At 48.0% G+C, this 19278-nt stretch carries 13 protein-coding genes; 6 read left to right on the forward strand and 7 right to left on the reverse strand.

Annotated features, from left to right (window positions below):
* Positions 1-33 precede the first annotated feature (33 nt).
* From M0L20_RS04025 to M0L20_RS04035, 3 genes are all read left to right on the forward strand, one after another.
* Complete coding sequence (locus M0L20_RS04025; RefSeq protein ID WP_248475828.1) at positions 34-1914, forward strand: 3-keto-alpha-glucoside-1,2-lyase-like domain-containing protein; 1881 nt, start codon at positions 34-36, stop codon at positions 1912-1914.
* Between the two features lie 22 nt (positions 1915-1936).
* Positions 1937-4102, forward strand: a complete 2166-nt coding sequence (locus M0L20_RS04030) for a plastocyanin/azurin family copper-binding protein (protein ID WP_248475829.1) — start codon at positions 1937-1939, stop codon at positions 4100-4102.
* A gap of 108 nt (positions 4103-4210) precedes the next feature.
* The gene (locus tag M0L20_RS04035) at positions 4211-5998 is read left to right on the forward strand and encodes a glycoside hydrolase family 9 protein (RefSeq protein WP_248475830.1); all 1788 of its coding nucleotides are present in this window, start codon (positions 4211-4213) and stop codon (positions 5996-5998) included.
* Between the two features lie 84 nt (positions 5999-6082).
* On the opposite strand, the gene M0L20_RS04040 is transcribed toward M0L20_RS04035, so the two are convergent.
* The 5 genes from M0L20_RS04040 to M0L20_RS04060 are packed head-to-tail and all read right to left on the reverse strand — an operon-like array spanning position 6083 to position 13131.
* Complete coding sequence (locus M0L20_RS04040) at positions 6083-6673, reverse strand: chemotaxis protein CheB (RefSeq protein WP_248475831.1); 591 nt, start codon at positions 6671-6673, stop codon at positions 6083-6085.
* Positions 6655-7464, reverse strand: coding sequence for a CheR family methyltransferase (locus M0L20_RS04045; RefSeq protein WP_248475832.1), 810 nt, complete (start codon positions 7462-7464; stop codon positions 6655-6657). Before M0L20_RS04045 ends, M0L20_RS04040 begins: the two co-directional genes overlap by 19 nt.
* Positions 7465-7476: 12 nt before the next feature.
* Positions 7477-7842: a response regulator gene (locus M0L20_RS04050; protein WP_248475833.1), complete on the reverse strand. Its 366-nt coding sequence runs from the start codon at positions 7840-7842 to the stop codon at positions 7477-7479.
* Between the two features lie 48 nt (positions 7843-7890).
* Positions 7891-11520, reverse strand: a complete 3630-nt coding sequence (locus M0L20_RS04055) for a response regulator (protein WP_248475834.1) — start codon at positions 11518-11520, stop codon at positions 7891-7893.
* Positions 11521-11541: 21 nt separating this feature from the next.
* Positions 11542-13131, reverse strand: coding sequence for a hybrid sensor histidine kinase/response regulator (locus M0L20_RS04060; RefSeq protein WP_248475835.1), 1590 nt, complete (start codon positions 13129-13131; stop codon positions 11542-11544).
* A 383-nt stretch (positions 13132-13514) separates the two neighbouring features.
* Between M0L20_RS04060 and M0L20_RS04065 the strand changes: the two genes are divergently transcribed.
* The gene (locus M0L20_RS04065; protein ID WP_248475836.1) at positions 13515-15194 is read left to right on the forward strand and encodes a fatty acid--CoA ligase; all 1680 of its coding nucleotides are present in this window, start codon (positions 13515-13517) and stop codon (positions 15192-15194) included.
* 84 nt (positions 15195-15278) lie between these two features.
* Positions 15279-15770: a metallophosphoesterase family protein gene (locus M0L20_RS04070; protein ID WP_248475837.1), complete on the forward strand. Its 492-nt coding sequence runs from the start codon at positions 15279-15281 to the stop codon at positions 15768-15770.
* A gap of 67 nt (positions 15771-15837) precedes the next feature.
* On the opposite strand, the gene ftsH is transcribed toward M0L20_RS04070, so the two are convergent.
* Both ftsH and rsfS read right to left on the reverse strand, forming a co-directional pair.
* Complete coding sequence (gene ftsH, locus M0L20_RS04075; protein WP_248475838.1) at positions 15838-17868, reverse strand: ATP-dependent zinc metalloprotease FtsH; 2031 nt, start codon at positions 17866-17868, stop codon at positions 15838-15840.
* Positions 17869-17990: 122 nt separating this feature from the next.
* A complete protein-coding gene (gene rsfS, locus M0L20_RS04080; RefSeq protein WP_232559584.1) occupies positions 17991-18386 on the reverse strand; it encodes a ribosome silencing factor in 396 nt (131 codons plus the stop codon).
* A gap of 112 nt (positions 18387-18498) precedes the next feature.
* Between rsfS and M0L20_RS04085 the strand changes: the two genes are divergently transcribed.
* Positions 18499-19266 (forward strand): biotin--[acetyl-CoA-carboxylase] ligase, encoded by a 768-nt coding sequence (locus M0L20_RS04085; protein WP_248475839.1) that lies wholly within the window; start codon positions 18499-18501, stop codon positions 19264-19266.
* Positions 19267-19278: the final 12 nt, after the last annotated feature.

Below are 19278 nucleotides of genomic sequence, written 5' to 3' on the forward strand. Positions count from 1 at the left end.
TTAACTAGTATTACTCATTTTTCATCGTTAATCATGCAACGCCATTTTTGTTGTTTGCTTTTGTGCTTACTGCTTTACGCTGGTAGCACATGGGCACAGAATCCTGAATTACCTTACACTACGATTAACCTTCAGAACCTAAACGATTTTAAGCCGACCGGCAGTAACTGGAAACTGGTTGGCGACGTTTTTTACGACCTCAACAAGATCGGGGGCGGCAACACAAAATCAGGTAGCGGTATTCTCGTCAATGATTTTTCGGGAAAGAGTAAAGATCATTTAGCCACCAAAATGGAACATGGCGACTTGGAGCTGGAGCTGGATTTCATGATGGATAAAGGCGCTAGGTCGGGCATTTTCTTACAAGGTCGTTACGAGATACAGTTATTCGACAGCTGGGGCGTAAAAGACCCCAAATCGACGGACTGCGGTGCGATTGCCCAACGGTGGGACGAAAACCGTCCGGAAGGTCGGAAAGGATACGAGGGACACCCACCCGCTCAGAACGTAAGCAAAGCACCTGGTCTATGGCAGCATTACGCCATAGTGTTCCGGGCTCCCCGATTTAACGAAAAAGGCGAAAAAGTTGCCAATGCCCGCTTTATCAAAGTAGTTCAGAACGGCGTTACCATCCATGAGAATGTCGAGGTAACCGGTCCAACGCAGGGGGCTCCTTTACAGGACGAAAAGCCGACTGGCCCTCTGATGATCGAGGGAGATCGCGGCCCCGTTGCCCTTCGCAACATCAATTACAAGTCATACGGTATTGAGCCGGTTACGCTGACCAAGCTGCGGTTGAGCGCCTACGATGGTAAATTCAAATCCGTTGATGAGCTGAAAGCGCTTACCCCGAAGCGGGAAATGGACATCGATGTCCTGGCGCATCAGGCTCCCGGTAGCCGCGATAATTTTGCGGGTAAGATAACCGGCACGATTCATATTCCCCGTTCGGGCGAATACCTGTTCAACCTGAATCTGCGCTGGATACCCGCCGAAGTTAACCCAAAGGTTCGCAACGGGGCCGGTGAGTTGAAAATTGCGGGTAAAAAGATTTTCGGTATCGACACCGAAGACGGTGGCAAAGCATCGACAAAAGTCAATCTGGAAGCTGGCGATTACCCGATTGAACTGTCGTATTACAAAAATTTTGGCCTCTGGTACGCCCGTAGCAACGACATTCTCCTCGCCGTAGAGGGACCTGGCGTTCAGTATACAACCCTGAATCAAATTATCCGTGTCGAAGATCCGGTTAGCGAGATTTCGGTGTTGGCGAAAAGCGACCCTGTTATGCAACGGGGTTTCGTGAATCACCACGGCAAAAAACACACGCATACAATCTCGGTTGGTGAGCCGGGCTACGCGAACTACAGCGTTGACCTTCAGAAAGGTGAATTTCTGCAAATCTGGCGGGGTGACTTTCTGGAAACAACACCCATGTGGCACGGTCGGGGCGAAACGCAGCTATCGGTTCCGATGGGTAGCGTGATTGAACTGTCGGGAAAACCGTCGCTTGCCTTTTTATCGGATAAAAATACGGTCTGGCCTGATTCCAACGCCACCTATAACAACTTAGGCTACGATGTCGATCAGGCAGGTCGTCCTATTTTCAAGTATACGCTAGGTACCGCAAACGTGCGCGAGTCGTTGGCTGCTACCGACGAAGGCCGGAAGTTATCCCACACGTTTACAGTGACGCCCGCAACGGAAGGAATCTGGTGCCGCGTTGCCGAAGGCAGTGACATTGTCCAGCTCGGTAATGGCCTCTACGCAATCAACGACAAACAATATTTTATAGAGCTACCGGGCAAAGAGAAACCCGTTATTCGTACGACCTCAACAAACACGAAAGAGCTGTTACTACCAATCGGTGCGAAGAATAACGCAGGAAATGTTACGTACTCAATCATCTGGTAAGGCTCTATTTTTCAATAGCATCATGAAATCGTATTCTCATACTATAAATCAACTGGCGCTGAAGGCGTTGCTCACGTCGAGCCTTGCCGTTCTAACGCCTTTCATCACGTCAGCGCAGATCCAGTCCAAAACGGGTCTACCCGTTAGTTCCAGCAGTAAGCAACCCGCTCCGGCTCCAAAAGGGCTGGCCAAAATAGAAGCCGATCCGGAAAAGGAAGATGATTTTTACAAGCTCATTTCGCTACCCGTTCCCGAGGATATCATTCTGGAAGTAGGCGGTATGGCTACGCTACCCGACGGCGGTCTGGCGGTTTGTACCCGCCGGGGTGAAGTCTGGATCGTTTCAAATCCATCGATAAGCGGCACCGAACGCCCTACCTACAAACGGTTTGCATCGGGTCTGCACGAGCCACTGGGACTCGCTTACAAAGACGGTGACATTTACGTAACCCAACGCAGTGAAATAACGCGTCTGCACGATGCCGATGGCGATGGTCGGGCCGATTCGTACGACAAGATTTACTCCTGGCCGTTATCGGGTAATTACCACGAGTATTCATACGGACCAACGTTTCTGCCTAACGGCAACATGCTCGTGACGCTAAACGTGGGCTGGAGCAACAGCCTGGGGCATGGCGTTAGTCTGGTCCCCTGGCGCGGCTGGACCCTGGAACTTACGCCCGATGGCAAGATGACGCCCTTTGCCGCTGGTATGCGTTCTCCGGCTGGTTACGGCATGAACGCAGCGGGTGATTATTTCTACACCGAAAACCAGGGCGACTGGGTTGGTTCAGGCCGTATTTCGCAAGTTGAGAAAGGTGATTTCCTGGGTAATGCCGAAAGCCTTCGCTGGACCGACCTACCGGGCTCTCCCCTGAAACTAAAACCCGACGAAGTACCCAATACGGGCGAACCGCTGTACGACGTAGCGAAACGAGTCCCCGCCTTGAAAGCACCGGCTGTTTGGTTACCACACGGTATTTTAGGTATATCGACATCGGGCTTACTGACCGACAACACGAAAGGAAAATTCGGGCCGTTTGAAAACCAGATGTTTATCGGCGATCAGGGCCAAAGTATTTTATCCCGCGTTGATCTTGAAAAGGTGAAAGGCAAATACCAGGGTGTAGTGTTTCCGTTCCGCGAAGGCTTTTCCTCCGGCGTTCTTCGGCTGGTGTGGGGCCACGATGCGTCCATGTTCGTAGGGATGACCAGCCGGGGTTGGTCATCAACGGGGAAAGAGCTGTTTAGTTTGCAGCGCGTCGTCTGGACGGGTAAGACTCCGTTTGAGATGAAAACGATTCACGCGATGCCCGACGGTTTCGAGATCGAGTTCACAGCTCCGGTCGATCAGGAACTAGCCGCCGATCCCGAGTCTTACAAGGTTACGGGCTTCAATTACAAGTATCACGCGACTTACGGTAGTCCGGTTATCAACCGGGCGGGTTGCCCAATTCGGGGCATCGTTGTCTCGAAAGATGGTATGAAAGCGCGGTTGGTTGTTGACAGCTTGCGGTTGGGTTACATTCACGAAATCACGACGAACGGTGTGCGGTCAGAAAACGGTCGGGCGTTATTGCACAATGTCGGCTATTACACGCTAAATAATCTGCCTGACGGTGATAAGCTAACGATTACGGCGGCTCCCAAGCACAATCATGCGGACATGGCGATGGCATCTACAGCATCGACTCCACCAGTCAACAGCAAGTCAGCAGCAGGTAAAGCAAAGGCTACGGCGAAACCCGCTGCAACAAAACCAGCCGCCAGTGCCGTTGCTAAACGAGTAACTGAAATGCCTGCTTCGTGGGGTGAGCCGGATTATACAATTACGATGGGAACCAAACCCGGACTCAAATTCGCACCGGAGCAGTTCCAGGTAAAAGCGGGCAGTAAGGTTCGGGTTGTCTTCAACAACGAAGATGACATGCTTCACAATTTTGTGGTTGTGATGCCGGGCACCGCCGTTCAGGTTGGCGAGTTGGCGATGAAACTGGGCCTGGAAGGGCAGGAACGTAATTACATTCCACAGACGGACAAGGTATTACACCACACCAATCTGCTACAGCCGAACACCAATGAAACGATCTATTTTACGGCTCCTGAAAAACCGGGCGATTATACGTACGAATGTTCGGTTCCGGGTCACTTCTACGTCATGCAAGGCACAATGAAAGTCGTAAAATAAACTTTCTTTCAATTATTACCTGCAAGTTAGTACCTTGATCTGTCTAGTGCCACGCCCATTTTTGTGCGTGGCACTGCTGTTAACGCCAATACCAAACTTGAATTCGTTATGAATAAACGTTTAAAACCAGCGGTCCTTTGCTTCCTCGCATTAAACCTGTTGGGCCTATCCGCCCAAAGTCAGTCCTTATCCGAATCGATTCGGCTTAATCAAATCGGGTATTACCCGAACGCAGCAAAAATCGCGGTTGTCGTTGGTGAAGCACAAGGGTCTTTTCAGGTAGCTACGCCTGATTTGAAAAAGACCTTGTTTACAGGTACATTGGGCGAACCCCGTAAGAATGTCATTTCGGGTAAAACAACCCGGACGGCCAATTTCTCGTCATTCACGAAGGCCGGAATGTACGTACTTGTTATTCCGGGAACCGGCCACTCCTACCCGTTTGAGATTCGGGCTGATGTACATAAACCTGTCGCCATTGGCGCTCTGAAAGGGTTTTACTACCAACGCGTCTCAACCGACCTACCCGCCAAATTTGCCGGCAAATGGGCACGCCCCGCCGGACATCCCGACACACGTGTACTGATTCATCCATCAGCGGCATCGGCAAACCGTCCAGCGGGCGCCGTGATTTCGTCGCCCAGAGGATGGTACGATGCCGGAGATTACAACAAATACATCGTCAATTCGGGTATAACGATGGGTACGCTCCTATCGCTTTACGAAGATTTTCCGGCCTATACAAAGTCGTTAAATACGAACATTCCAGAGAGCACCAACAAAATTCCTGACCTGCTCGACGAAGCGCTCTGGAACCTACGCTGGATGCTTACCATGCAGGACCCCGCCGACGGTGGTGTTTACCACAAGCTGACCAATCCTAGCTTCGACGGAATGGTTATGCCCGACAAAGCGGTTAAAGACCGTTATGTCGTTCAGAAAAGCATTACGGCGGCTCTGGACTTTGCGGCAGTGATGGCGCAGGCCGGACGTGTGTACAAAGCCTACAATCGTGAGCTACCTGGCCTGGCCGATTCCTGCGTAGCCGCTGCGAAAAAAGCCTGGACTTGGGCTAAAGCAAATCCGAATGCGGTTTACAAGCAATCAGAGATGAATACTAAGTTTGACCCCGACGTTGTAACGGGTTCTTACGAAGATCATTTTTCCAGCGATGAGTGGATTTGGGCAGCTGCTGAGCTTTACGTTACCACGAAAGACGACTCTTACTACAAAGCGGTAAATCTGTTCCCTGATGCCAAAACCCCGCTGCCGTCCTGGCCACAGGTGCGTACGCTGGCTTATTACACATTAGCCCGTTTTGGAAATGAATTGACCGATGCAGGCAAACAAGCGTTGCCAGTTGTAAAACAGCACCTGACAACGTTTGCAGATTCGTTGATCCTGGACGCGGATAAACAAGCGTTTCAGACCGTAATGGGAAAATCGGCGAAGGACTTTATCTGGGGGAGCAGTGCCGAAGCGGCCAACCAGGGTATTGCCCTCCTACAAGCGTACCGGTTCACAGATTCGCCAAAGCGAAACCAATACTTGCGATATGCGCTGAGCAATCTGGATTATTTGTTAGGTCGCAACGCGGTTGGTTATTCGTTCGTGACCGGCTTCGGCGATAAGACACCAATGCATCCTCACCACCGTCCGTCCGTCGCTGATGGCATCGATGAACCCGTTCCTGGGCTTTTGTCGGGCGGTACGAATGCGAATGCGGCCCGACAGGATAAATGCGCCGGATATACGTCAACGGTGGCCGATGAAGTGTTTATTGACGCTGACTGTTCATACGCATCCAACGAAATTGCAATTAACTGGAACGCGCCATTGGTTTATCTGGCAACTGCACTGGAAGCTTTACAGAAAGAGCAGAAGACGAACGACTAAATTCTAAAGCTAATCAAACTGTGCGGTCAGGTTTGAGAACCTGACCGCACAGAAACAACCCGACCGAACACAAGATCACTTGTTTTAAGCGGGTTTGTTCAACGAATTCACCAAAGCAATCAACTCTGAAATATCCAGAATAGAATCGATGGGCGCATTGGCGATAGCCTGCTGAGGCATAAAGGGAGTCTGGGCGGTTTCGGGTTTTTGCACAACCGTTGTTCCACCCGCTTTCTTAACCGCTACTAACCCCTGCGTACCGTCCGCGTTAGCGCCTGACAACAAGATACCAACCAGGTCTGGCCCAAACACATCGGCAGCAGACTCAAACGTTACGTCAAGCGACGGACGGCTATAATTCACTTTTTCGGAATCATCGAGCGAAAACGTCAAATCTGGCTCGATCAGGAGGTGATAGTCGGCGGGGGCAATGTAAATGGTTCCTGGACTTATCTGGTCCTTATCCTCAACTTCTTTCACTGGAATTTTTGTTCTGCTGGCCAACAAGCTTTCCAGCGTCGAATCAACAGAATTCTTCCGGTGCAATACAATAATTACGGTAAATGAGAAGGAGGTCGATAAGGAAGGCAGCACTTTTAACAGTACATCGAGACCACCTGCCGAACCGCCTATTACGACAGCTTTGCAAGAAATAGTCAGCTTACTTTCCGCCATATTTTTTCCTTGTTCAGTTGCGTAAACGTAGACTTCAGCGCCGAAAATTTCAAGGTCTCTTTTGATCCTAGAGCCAGATAACCAAGCTGCCCCAGGCTATCGTCGAACAAATTCAAAACACGGTCTTGCAAAGCCTTATCAAAATAAATCAATACGTTGCGGCAAAGAATAAGATCAAACTCATTGAAAGAACGATCTGACACTAAATTGTGAATGGAAAAAATCATTTTTTCGGCTAGCGACTCGTCAAATTTTACCTGGCCGTACATAGCGGTATAGTAGGAAGAAAAATCCTGCACACCTCCCGATTCAATGTAATTTTCCGAATACTGTTTCATCTGAGCCAGTGGAAAAATACCTTTTTTTGCTTTTTCGAGCGCAGCCGGGTTTAGATCGGTAGCGTACAGCAAGGATTTGTGAAGGAGTTTAGCCTCTTTCAGCAAGATAGCCAAAGAAAAAACTTCTTCGCCGGTTGCACATCCGGCATGCCATACGCGAACAAAGGGTTTAGTGGCTAATGTCGGAATGACTTCGGTTCGCAGCACTTTGTAAAAAGAAGGATCACGAAACATCTCCGTGACTGTGACGGTAATTTCCTCTACAAATCGTTTCAAATAATCCGCGTCTGTTCGGATTCGGTAACGAAACTCGGCGAAACTGGGAAATTTGTCCAGCACTAAAAGCCTGACAATTCGCCGTTTTAAGGACGCTTTGGCGTAGTTGGTAAAGTCATATCCGTACAATTCATACAGATCATTTACTAATAAATCAATTTCAGACTCTTCAATCATTGCGTAACTCAATTAAACACGCAGCAACAGTTGCAACAACCTGTCCACATCGACTGGTTTAGAAATATAATCGGCTGCTCCGGCCTCTAAACACTTTTCCCGGTCGCCCACCATCGCCTGTGCAGTAACCGCAATAATGGGTGTATGACGACGCTTCTCAATGTTTTTTATCCGAGGGATTGCCTCATACCCATCCATTTCGGGCATCATCATATCGATTAGAATGATGTCAACTACCGCATCCGTTTTCAATAAATCGAGCGCTTCCTGCGCGCTATTGCAGGAAACACAGTCGAATGATTTCGCTTTTAGGGTGGCCGTCAACGCAAAAATATTTCTTGCATCATCGTCAATTATTAAAACCCGTTTCTTACTCATGTTTCAGATTGTATAAGAATAGCCCGCTTACAAAAGACACGATTACTATCAAGCCCGGTCGTACAACCAAACCCGTAACAACGAAATTAGCTGATCGATATCGACTGGTTTGGTAATATAGTCAGAAGCGCCCGCCTGAATGCATCGTTCCCGATCACCGGTCATTGCTTTGGCCGTAACCGCGATAATAGGCAACGATTTCCACTGATAATTCTCGCGAATTTTTTTAGCCGTTTCATAACCGTCCATCTGCGGCATCATCATATCCAGCAACACCAGATCAATGGCTGGATTTTCTTCTAATTTTTGCAGCGCTTCTTTTCCATCCAACGCCGTGACAACGTTCATTTTATAATTCTCCAATGCCTTCGACAAGGAGAAGATATTTCTGACATCGTCGTCCGCTACAAGTACCGTCTTATTCGTCAACACTTGGCTTAGTGCGCCTAGTTTCTTTCGATCCGACAGGGCACTGGGTGCTTTCCTATTTTCATCGACCAGATGAAGAAAAAGCGAAACTTCATCCAGCATTCGCTGATACGAATGAGCCGTTTTAACAATAATTGAATCCGCGTATTTTTTGATCTTCAACTCCTCGGCCATCGACAGGCTTTTTCCCGTGAAGATGATAATCGGCAGGTTTTCTAGGCCCGGATTTTTCTTGGCTTCCTCTAGTGTATCGTACGCTTTTTTATCCGGAATACCCATGTCCAGAATGACACAGTTGATTTCTTCCTGTTTGAGCGCTTGTATGCCTTCTGTTATATCACTTTTTAGTTCAGAATTGATGTTGAACGACTCCAGAAAATACGCTAACGCCTTGGCATGTTTCGGGTTGTCTTCCACGATCAGTACTTTTTTAGAGGTACTATTCAGCACGTATTCTATTTTACTGAACACCTCCTGCATTTGCTCAAAAGCCATCGGCTTGTCCATGAAGTCGACAGCGCCTTTCAGAATACTTTCTTTTTTGAGCTTATGCGACGACATAATATGCACCGGAATATGTCGGGTTTTCGGGTCCGCTTTTAACGCATCCATTACCTGCCAGCCACTCATGACCGGCAATTGAATATCCAGCAGAATACCAAGCGGTTTGTAGACACCGGCGAGTTTAAGCCCTTCATCACCCCGTACGGCCACAATGCCTTTATACCCGTTCTTGCGCGAATAATCCAGCAGCGACTTGGCAAAGCCGGTATCATCCTCAACGATCAAGATTATTTTATCGTTTTCCGTAATCGTATCCCGATCATCAGGAATCGACGGCGGAATAACGGTACTGAGGTATTTACCCAATTCAGCTTTAACCGGTTCGGGTTCTTTTACTTCCGGGGCAGGTGCGGGTGTCGGCTCAGGCCGTCGGCTTACGTAAGTAGTATCGGTTTGAGTAGCTGCCTGCGTATTGGCTATCGGCAAGTGAATGGTGAACGTACTTCCTTCATTTACCTTACTGGTCAGTGTAATTTCGCCACCGAGCAACTTAGCCAGCTCCCGGCTGATAGAGAGTCCTAAGCCAGTTCCGCCGTACTTGCGCTTCGTCGATCCATCAGCCTGCTGAAATGCTTCGAAGATGAGCTGTTGCTTTTCGGGTGGAATGCCAATGCCGGTATCCGCAACAGCAAACTGTAAGCCGGAGTCGGTTGATTCGGACCGTTTTACCGTCAACGTTACGTTACCGGAAGACGTAAATTTGAGTGCATTGGAAATCAGATTTTTTAGAATCTGTCCTACCCGCATTTTGTCCGTTTCGATAACCGCTGGCAATCCTGGCGCTATGTCTACGTTAAATTCAAGTTTTTTCTCATTAGCCAGTGGACCAAACAGGGCCTGCAATTCGTCCGTTATTTCCTGAATTGGTACACTCATGTACTCTAGCTTCATCTGACCGGCCTCAATCTTGGACAGATCAAGAATTTCGTCGATCAGGCCAAGCAATCCGTTTCCAGACGACTGAATGACTTTGGCGTATTCGACCTGATCGTCGGTCAGGTTCTCTTCGTTATTTTCCGACAGTAATCGGCTAAGCAGCAAGATCGAGTTCAGGGGAGTCCGGAGTTCGTGCGACATGTTGGCCAGGAACTCTGATTTGTACCGGGTACTTATTTCCAGCTCTTCGGCCTTTTTCTGAATCTCCTCGTTTTTCTCTTCGAGCAGGAAGCTGCGTTCCTCAAGTTCGGCATTGGTCTGTTGCAGTTCTTCCTGCTGTACGCGCAATTCCTCTTCGGAAGCCTGGAGCTTCAATGCCTGGGCTTCCAGTTCAGCATTCACATTTTCAAGCTCGTTATGCTGCGCCTGTAATTCTTCCGACTGCGCCTGTGTTTCTTCGAGGAAATTTTGTAGCTTCACATAGTCCAGTGCCGAATTAATCCCGATTGCCAGCGCATCCAGGTTAGACTCTAATAAAGTAATTTCCATCGGGCTGGGCTTGCGTAGAAGCCCGATTTCTAACGCGCCCAGGCATACGTCCGCGTAAACTAAGGGAGCGATTATGACCGAAGCAGGTAGTGCGTTACCTAAGGAAGAGTTGACGGCTAAGTACGACTCAGGCAGGTCCTCAATGATGATGGTTTTTTTAGCTTTAATCGCCTGACCAACTAACCCCTCTCCCGATACGATTGTTGTCGGTGCATGGCTGGCGGCATAACTACCTATCAGCTTAAAATTCGAATCGTTATCAATAATATACACTGTACCTAAAGGTGCCTGTAGGTACCCATTGATCGTCTCAATCAGGTTATCGGCCAGCTTTTTCAGATCACGCTCCCCCCGAATGGCCTCCGTTAGTGTCAGCGTTCCCGTTTGCAACCAGTTTTTGTTTTCCAGTTCCGTAAAAGTACTTTCTAGCGCCGATGACATGGTGTTGAGCGCCTTTCCGATCCGTCCTAAATCATCGTCACGCGTATCCTCACTCCTCACGGAATAATTACCCTCCGCGATATCGCCGGTAATGTCCTCCATCACACCGATTCGCCGGTTTGTTTCTTTAAACTCTGCTTCTGCTCTCTGCTGATTGGCGATCCGGTCGTCAAGGTCTTTTTTGATGCGCAGGTATGTACTGATGGTAATCATCACCGAAATGGCAGCGGCCAACAACAACAGAAAAGGCGTGTACGTGATGTATATCTGCTGCTGCTCAATACGGGTGTTCAAGATCTCACTCTCTTCTTTCTTTATGCGATTGACGGTTGTTCTGAGCCCATCCATTATCTTCTTACCCCGGACCATTTCGGCGTAGCGCGCAGTAGTATCGCGACTAAAGCCTTTATAGCGCCGAGTGAGATTGATGATGCGCTGCATCTGTTCGAATTTGGCTTCGTACAGCGTTTTCAACTCGGCCAGATTTTTCTGCTGGGTCGTATTTTCTGCGGTAAGCGACTTTACAGTATTATAACTGTTGGTGACTTTATCATACGCTCCATTGTAAGGTTGTAAAAAAAGAGGATCAAGCGTTAGCAAGTACCCACGCTGTCCTGTTTCAGCGTCTTTCACGTGAGAGATGACGTTCTCCGACTCGATTAATACCTGATTGGTGTGGTTGACTAATTGGGAATTGGTAATAAGCTTCTGAATGCTGTAATACGAAGCAACAAGACTGACAATCAACAGAATCGTTGATATGGAAAAGACAATCTGCAACTGTCGTATCACCGAGTTTGACGTCGAGTAGTGCGGCATGTTTACTTGGAAAGAAATGCGTTAATAGGTAGCGACTGGCTCATTGACTTGCTGAACGGGCAGAACAAGGATAAATCGAGTTCCTTCATCCAGTCGGCTCTGGGCGGAAATAACACCGTTATGTTTGTCAATATTCTTTTTGGCAATGGCTAGTCCGATACCGGTACCTTCGTAGCTGGTTCGGTTGTTCAATCGTTGGAAGATTACAAAGATCCGATCCAGGAATTTTTCGTCGAATCCGATCCCATTGTCACTGACGATAATGCGGCAGAACTGCCCATCGGCACTGGGTTCACTGTTCACGTCTTTACCACCAATGAGTTCGGCACTAATGGTAATGACGGGCGCAACATCTTTTTTAGAGAACTTGAGCGCATTGCTGATCAGATTCTGGAAGACTTGCCTGATTCGTCCCGGTACCGTATCAATTATGGGCAATGAATCGATTGAAACAACCGCGCCCTTTTTGCTAATCGTGTCCTCAAAGTCAACCAAAATCTCGGTAAGCAATGTATTGAGGTTCGTTGGCTTGAACACCGCCGGTTTGGCTAATTGCGAGTATGCCAATAGATCATCAATAAGCTTCGACAAGCGAGCGGATGACTTAATGGACCGATCAAGATAAGAAATGGCTTCCGGGTTTTCTTTTAAGTACCGATCCTTGATGAGGTCGTTCAGGAGTTGTATTTTCCGTAACGGCTCTTTCAGGTCGTGGGATACCACCCAGGTAAATTGCTGAAGCTCGTGGTTGGTTGTTTCCAGCTCTGTATTTTTAAACAGCAATTCTTTCGTTCGGGTCGACACCTGCTCTTCAAGCAGCTCCGTAGTCATCTTTTGCGGATGAATATCCGTAAAGGTACCCACCCATCGAACCGTTACGTCTTGCTGTTTTATGGGGATAATCCGCAGCAGATGGTATCGATACTCACCCGTAGCAAGCTTTTTCAAACGCACTTCACGCGTAAACTCAATTCCTCTCCCGAAATAGGTTGGCCACTCTCGACACACATCTTCGTCATCATGGTGAACAGCGGGAAAAGCCATTGGGTCTATTGAGTAATCGAACCAGTACTCATTCGCGTATTCGATTCGTCCGTCCGTGTCGACCGTAAACGCCATTTGCGGCAACGAAGCCAGCACCAACCGCAACTCTTCTACGCGTCCGGCCAATTCTTCCTGCGCCCGCTTTCTTACCTCAATCTCATTACGGAGAGAGTCCTGCGTTGCTCGTAGTTCCTGCTGCTGTTCGTAAAGCCTTTGAAGCGTTTTGACCTTCAACACCAAAATGTCGGGATCAACAGGTTTTGTCAGGTAATCTATTCCGCCGGATGTATAGCCTTTTGTAATAAACTTTTTCTCAGTGTTGACAGCCGACAGAAAAATAATGGATGTGTCCTTCGACTTACTAAACCCACTTATTGCGTTAGCGACTTCAAAGCCGTCCATCCCAGGCATTTGTACGTCCAGAATGATGACAGAGTAGTTCGTTTTGAGTATCTTTTTTAAGGCTTCTTCACCTGAATCTGCAATGTCAACAGAAAACTTATGAAGCTCTAAGATCTTTTTAAGCGGAAGGATGTTTTCTGGTCTATCATCAACAATAAGAACCATCTTTGTGATAACTGTTTGTAACGTTGTATAAGCCGCAATTTGCGGTTTTTTTGTTAGAGTAAGCGGATTTCTTCAGGACAAGTCGTTGTGAACGCTCAGAAACGCCCCCCTACCAAATAGTATGTGAAGATAACGCCGTTAGACAAGCGCCACCAAATCAATCGTGTTCATAACAATTAAAAAACGGTGTTACTTCTTGTATGGCCCGGCTGAATAGTCGATATGGCTTGGCCAGTTACTTACTCACTTTCTCTTTTGTCATGCGTGCATGGATCATGCCAGCAACTTCCCCTGTTCACCTTCGCAATTAGTTCTATTTTTTCTATTGATAGTTCAAACTATTGTTCATTTTTACGTTTCTTAGAAAAGACTATTCATGAATCATGATCCAGACGAAACTGATTCCGCGTACTTCTGAGGCATTTGAGCCGCCAATGCTTATAAAAAACATATTAGCGGAGTCGCTTAAGTACGAGCCACATCGTGAAATTGTTTATCGGGATTTATTCCGGATGAATTACATCGAATTCAACAAACGGGTGCGTCGGTTGGCTAATGTTTTGACCGGACTCGGTGTTAAACCGGGCGATACGGTTGCGGTGTTAGACTGGGACAGCCATCGGTATCTCGAATGTTTTTTCGGTGTAACGAGCATTGGTGCTATTCTCCATACGGTCAATGTCCGCTTATCCCCCGCGCAAATCCTGTACACCATGAATCATGCGCAGGATAACATTGTGCTGATTCACGAAGATTTTCTGCCGATCCTCAATGCCATAAAAGACCAATTAACAACCGTCGAAACCTTTGTCCTTATAAGCGATAAAGTATATACCGACCTGAATGCTGTTGGTCAGGTGCCTGCGGGCTTTGTGGGGGAGTACGAAGCCCTGCTCCGTGATGCTCCCGATCAGTTTGATTTTCCCTATTTTGACGAAAACACGTGGGCCACTACGTTCTACACAACGGGCACCACGGGCAATCCTAAAGGCGTTTATTTTTCGCACCGGCAGTTGTTCATGCACACAATGAGTCTGCTGACTTATTTGATCGGCTACGAAGCACTCCCGTTCAAATCGCGAACGGATGTGTACATGCCTATTACGCCCATGTTTCACGTTCATGCCTGGGGCTTTCCGTTTCTGGCTACGATCATGGCGGCAAAACAAGTTTATCCAGGCCGTTACGAACCTGAAATGCTCCTGAAGTTGCTCGTTACCGAAGGCGTCACACTGTCGCATTGCGTTCCTACCATTCTGAATATGCTCGTCAGCAGCCCCACTGCGCAGAAATTCCGTGACCAGCTGAGCCGCTGGAGCGTGTTGATTGGTGGTTCTGCATTGACAAAAGGACTTGCCAAAGCCGCTATGGATCTGGGCATCAACATAACGTCAGGCTATGGCATGTCTGAAACGGCACCCATCTTATCAGTTGTGTATTTAAACGATAGCGAGCGGACGCTACCGCTTGACGAACAGATTGATTTGCGTACGCGCGCGGGTCGCATTGCGCCTTTTGTGGAAGCTAGACTTATGGACGATACCGGACAGTTTGTCGCTCATGATGGCCAATCGCTTGGCGAGATTGTCGTTCGAACGCCCTGGACAACACAAGGGTATTACAACGATGATGAACGGGGAGCCGAACTCTGGCGTAACGGCTGGCTGCATACCGGCGATGTTGCCAGCATAACGCCTGACCACTGGGTCGTCATCGCTGACCGAACCAAAGACGTGATCAAAACGGGTGGTGAGTGGGTTTCTTCCCTGGATATGGAAGACGTTTTATCTCAGGTCGAGGGTGTAGCAGAATCCGCTGTTGTCGGCTTGCCCGACGAACGCTGGGGAGAACGGCCTTATGCGCTTATTGTCCAAAAACCGGGCTATGACTTAACAGCAGAAGGCATCAAAGCACGTTTGCAGTCTCAAATTGAACGGGGCGAATTACACAAATGGTATATGCCCGACCGGATCTTGTTTGTTTCGGAAATTCCGAAGACCAGTGTTGGCAAGATTGACAAAAAACGCATCCGTGCTGAACTGAAAGAGCAAATCTTTCCCTAAACAATTTTCCACTGACAACATATAGAACCCGTAGCGGTTTATTTTTCACGGCCAACGATCCACAACGCATCAGGCTCCTCACTAATGACCCGCATAGGCTTACTTTCAGATACCCATAGCTTTTTAGACCCGCAAATCTTCACTCATTTTGATCAGTGCGATGAAGTATGGCATGCAGGAGATGTCGGGTCATTGTCCATTGTAGAGCAATTACGTGCTTTTCGGCCACTTCGTATTGTCTGCGGAAACATTGATCGTGAAAGCAACGATCTACCCGCTCATCAACGATTTCACCTGGAAGGGTTTGATATTTGGATGACCCACATTGGAGGAACACCACCAAAGTACAACCCGATAACCCGGCCCAATCTGCAATTAAACCCTCCGGATCTATTTGTGTGTGGACACTCCCATATTTTGAAAGTCGTACGTGACGCGAAAATGCACGATCTACTTTTTATGAATCCAGGCGCAGCTGGTAAAACGGGTTTTCATCAAATGCGGACAGCTTTACGATTTACGCTTGATGATGGGCGCATTGCCGATATGCAAGCGATTGAGCTTGGAAAAAAATAAGGTGTTTTGCATAAAACAAGAAGGCCCGCATTCTCAAATACGGGCCTTCTTGTTTACTTATTCTATCTTACAAAGGAAGCGATTCTGGTTCGGTCTCAGCAGGTTTTGCTTCTTTACCGATTTCTTCTTTCACTTCTTCTGCAACACCTTTGTTCTTATAAGCTTGGTAGACCGTTTCACGCTCGAATGGACGTTTGCCGATTAACCGAACTAGATCGTTTTGATAAAGAATCTCTTTCTCGAGTAATTCTTTAGCAATGACTTCTAACTCTTGACGCTTATCGGTTAGCATGTCCTTGGTGCGTGTGTAAGCGATATCAACAATCTTACGAACTTCCTCGTCAATATGCTTCGCCGTTTCTTCCGAATAAGGCTTGTTGAAGGCATAGTCTGATTGCTTGGAGTCGTAGAACGATACGTTACCGATTTTGTCGTTCATACCGTACATCGTCACCATGCTGTAAGCAAGCTTGGTAATACGCTCCAGATCACTCAGCGCACCCGTCGAAACCTTACCGAAGATGATATCTTCTGCGGCCCGTCCGCCTAACGCCATGCACATCTCATCCATGAGTTGCTCAGTACGGTACAAGTACTGCTCACGCGGCAGGTATTGCGCATAACCAAGCGCGGCTACGCCACGCGGTACGATCGTTACTTTTACGAGTGGGTCGGCATGCTCGAGGAACCAGCCTGATACAGCATGCCCAGCTTCGTGATAAGCAACAATTTCCTTTTCCTCAGGCGAAATCAGCTTGTTTTTCTTTTCCAGACCACCAATAACACGATCCATCGCATCTTGGAAATCTTTCATGTCCACTGCCTCTTTGTCACTCCGGGCAGCAATCAGAGCCGCTTCGTTACACACGTTGGCAATCTCGGCTCCGGCAAAACCAGGTGTCTGCGCAGCCAATTCTTTCGGATCTACGTCTGCTGCCAGTTTAATTGGCTTCAGGTGTACACGGAAGATCGCTTCACGACCAACGATATCTGGCTTATCAATGCTAATCTGACGGTCAAAACGGCCAGGACGTTGCAAAGCGGAGTCAAGTACGTCAGGACGGTTCGTTGCGGCCAGGATAATGATACCTGAGTCCGTAGCAAAGCCATCCATCTCAACGAGCAGTGAGTTCAGCGTGTTCTCGCGCTCGTCATTGGCACCGGGCATGGAACCACGGCCCCGCGAGCGACCAACTGCGTCGATCTCATCGATAAAGATGATACAAGGCGCTTTCTCTTTAGCCTGCTTGAACAAGTCACGAACGCGGGCAGCACCCACACCGACGAACATTTCGACGAAGTCAGAACCCGACAACGAGAAGAATGGAACACCAGCTTCACCGGCAACGGCTTTCGCCAGCAAGGTTTTACCCGTACCCGGAGGGCCAATCAACAGCGCGCCTTTAGGAATTTTAGCACCAAGCTTCGTAAACTTGGTAGGATTCTTAAGGTAGTCGACTATTTCTTTGATCTCTTCTTTCGCTTCGTCCAGACCAGCTACATCGTTGAACGTGATCTTTACTTTGTTATCAGCGTCAAACAGGGCGGCTTTCGATTTACCAATGTTGAAGATCTGACCACCAGGCCCTCCTGCTCCAGACATACGGCCCAGTAAGAAATACATAGCCAAGATCATGACAATCAGGAAGCCCCAGGTACTGATGATACTGCCAAAGTCACTCCGCGTCTCGAACTTATAGTCGATCTTTTCATTGTCAGGTACACCCTGCTGCAATTGGTCCAGATCTTTTTTGAACGATTCGCCAGAAGCAACCTGAAACTGAAAATGAGGCCCGTGACTCGTACCAAAATAGGGTTTGTCAGCAAACATGTTCCGGTATTTCGGACTCTGAGCTGCCTGCTGCGTAAGCGTTACTTCGGCAATCTTATCGTTAACGACGATAACATCGGCTACCTCACGTTCCTTCACCATACGCTCGAAACGCTTTTGCGAAATATCGTGTGTCGAGGAGCTTTTGTTGAAGAACGTGATGCCCAGAATAGCTGCGATTAACAGCGCAACAATCCACCCCTGAAAGTTAGGCTTTCTTGGACCACCACGGGGTACTAATGGATTTCTATTATTGTTTTCTGACATTTCCTCAGGTTGTACATAACGGATTTTAACAGTAACACCGTTTAGAAGACGAATGTTTCTATAACGGAACGGTTCGGACAGACGGTTTGTCCGTCCGATAAGCGGTTAATTAAGACCTTCTTCTAGCTTGCTACCGACAGCATACTTTCGTCAATATGCTGAATTTCGGCGTCGCCCCAGAGTTGTTCGAGATCGTAAAACGACCGGCGGTCTTTTTTAAATACGTGGGCAACCACATCCACGTAATCCAGCAAAATCCATTCCCGGTTTAATTTACCTTCCTTGTGCCAGGGGTCCTGGTGGCTAGCTTTATAAACTTCTTCTTCTATCGAAGTCGAGATGGCGTCAATCTGCGTGTCGGAGTTACCCGAACAAAGTACAAAGTAGTCGCAAATGGCATTTTTAACATTCCGCAGGTCCATTACGACAATATCCTGCGCTTTCTTTTCGAGCATGCCGCGTACGACAAAATCACGGATCTGCTCGGGCGAAAATTCATTGCTTTTGTTAATTCTCATGCTTTCGGTTTAACATTGCACGATAAGTCAACCAGCGGGTACTTCATCAAATGGACTGTATACTATCCAGAGCACCATTCATCGACTTCCTACTACTAAACTATACAATATTTTGTACAAAATCTATCCCAAAACTCTTTTTGTCGGGCAAATAATTAAATACCTGCCAAGCTGTCAGTCTACTAACGATGAAGCGTCTATTTTGATTGCCCAGCAAGACCCAGCAGAGGGTATTCTTGTCGTAACTGACCAGCAAACGGCGGGTCGCGGTCAACGTGGTAACGTATGGGAGGCAAAGTCGGCACAAAACCTGACATTTTCGCTGATTCTTAAACCATCCTTTCTGATGCCCACCGAGCAGTTCTGGCTTAACATGGCTATTTCGCTCGGTATTTACGATACATTAAAACCACTTATTGGTAATTCACTCCGTATCAAGTGGCCCAATGATATATACGTAGAGGATCAAAAGCTCGGTGGTATACTAATTGAGAACATTTTGCACGGTCAGGGCATTGCCTGGTCAATTATCGGTATCGGGCTAAACGTCAACCAGACAGAATTTAGTTACCCAACGGCCACCTCGTTGCAGCAACAGGCTCCTTTGCCTGACAACTACGATTTGCCTGGACTGCTCCGTTCACTTTGCGAAAAGATTGAACAGCGCTACCTCCAATTACGGTCGGGCCAACGGGATACGATAAAGGTAGACTACCTGCAAACACTGTTTCGCTATCAGGAAGAGCATCCATTCGAAAGTAACGGAATCCGGTTTCGGGGAACAATCATCGGCATCGACGCCGTTGGCCGCTTAGCAATTTCAGAAGGTGGCTTGATTCGTTACTTTGCCTTCAAAGAAGTAGCCTTTGTCAATTCGTGATAAAGCGAAAGC

It is taken from the genome of Spirosoma liriopis, from assembly GCF_023196085.1.
Classification (GTDB): Bacteria; Bacteroidota; Bacteroidia; order Cytophagales; family Spirosomataceae; genus Spirosoma; species Spirosoma oryzicola.

Bases quoted from the DNA above. Each gene is read 5' to 3' on its own strand.
- M0L20_RS04025 (WP_248475828.1), top strand. From the start codon at position 34: ATGCAACGCCATTTTTGTTGTTTGCTTTTGTGCTTACTGCTTTACGCT.
- M0L20_RS04030 (WP_248475829.1), top strand. From the start codon at position 1,937: ATGAAATCGTATTCTCATACTATAAATCAACTGGCGCTGAAGGCGTTG.
- M0L20_RS04035 (WP_248475830.1), top strand. From the start codon at position 4,211: ATGAATAAACGTTTAAAACCAGCGGTCCTTTGCTTCCTCGCATTAAAC.
- M0L20_RS04040 (WP_248475831.1), bottom strand. From the start codon at position 6,673: ATGGCGGAAAGTAAGCTGACTATTTCTTGCAAAGCTGTCGTAATAGGC.
- M0L20_RS04045 (WP_248475832.1), bottom strand. From the start codon at position 7,464: ATGATTGAAGAGTCTGAAATTGATTTATTAGTAAATGATCTGTATGAA.
- M0L20_RS04050 (WP_248475833.1), bottom strand. From the start codon at position 7,842: ATGAGTAAGAAACGGGTTTTAATAATTGACGATGATGCAAGAAATATT.
- M0L20_RS04055 (WP_248475834.1), bottom strand. From the start codon at position 11,520: ATGCCGCACTACTCGACGTCAAACTCGGTGATACGACAGTTGCAGATT.
- M0L20_RS04060 (WP_248475835.1), bottom strand. From the start codon at position 13,131: ATGGTTCTTATTGTTGATGATAGACCAGAAAACATCCTTCCGCTTAAA.
- M0L20_RS04065 (WP_248475836.1), top strand. From the start codon at position 13,515: ATGATCCAGACGAAACTGATTCCGCGTACTTCTGAGGCATTTGAGCCG.
- M0L20_RS04070 (WP_248475837.1), top strand. From the start codon at position 15,279: ATGACCCGCATAGGCTTACTTTCAGATACCCATAGCTTTTTAGACCCG.
- ftsH (WP_248475838.1), bottom strand. From the start codon at position 17,868: ATGTCAGAAAACAATAATAGAAATCCATTAGTACCCCGTGGTGGTCCA.
- rsfS (WP_232559584.1), bottom strand. From the start codon at position 18,386: ATGAGAATTAACAAAAGCAATGAATTTTCGCCCGAGCAGATCCGTGAT.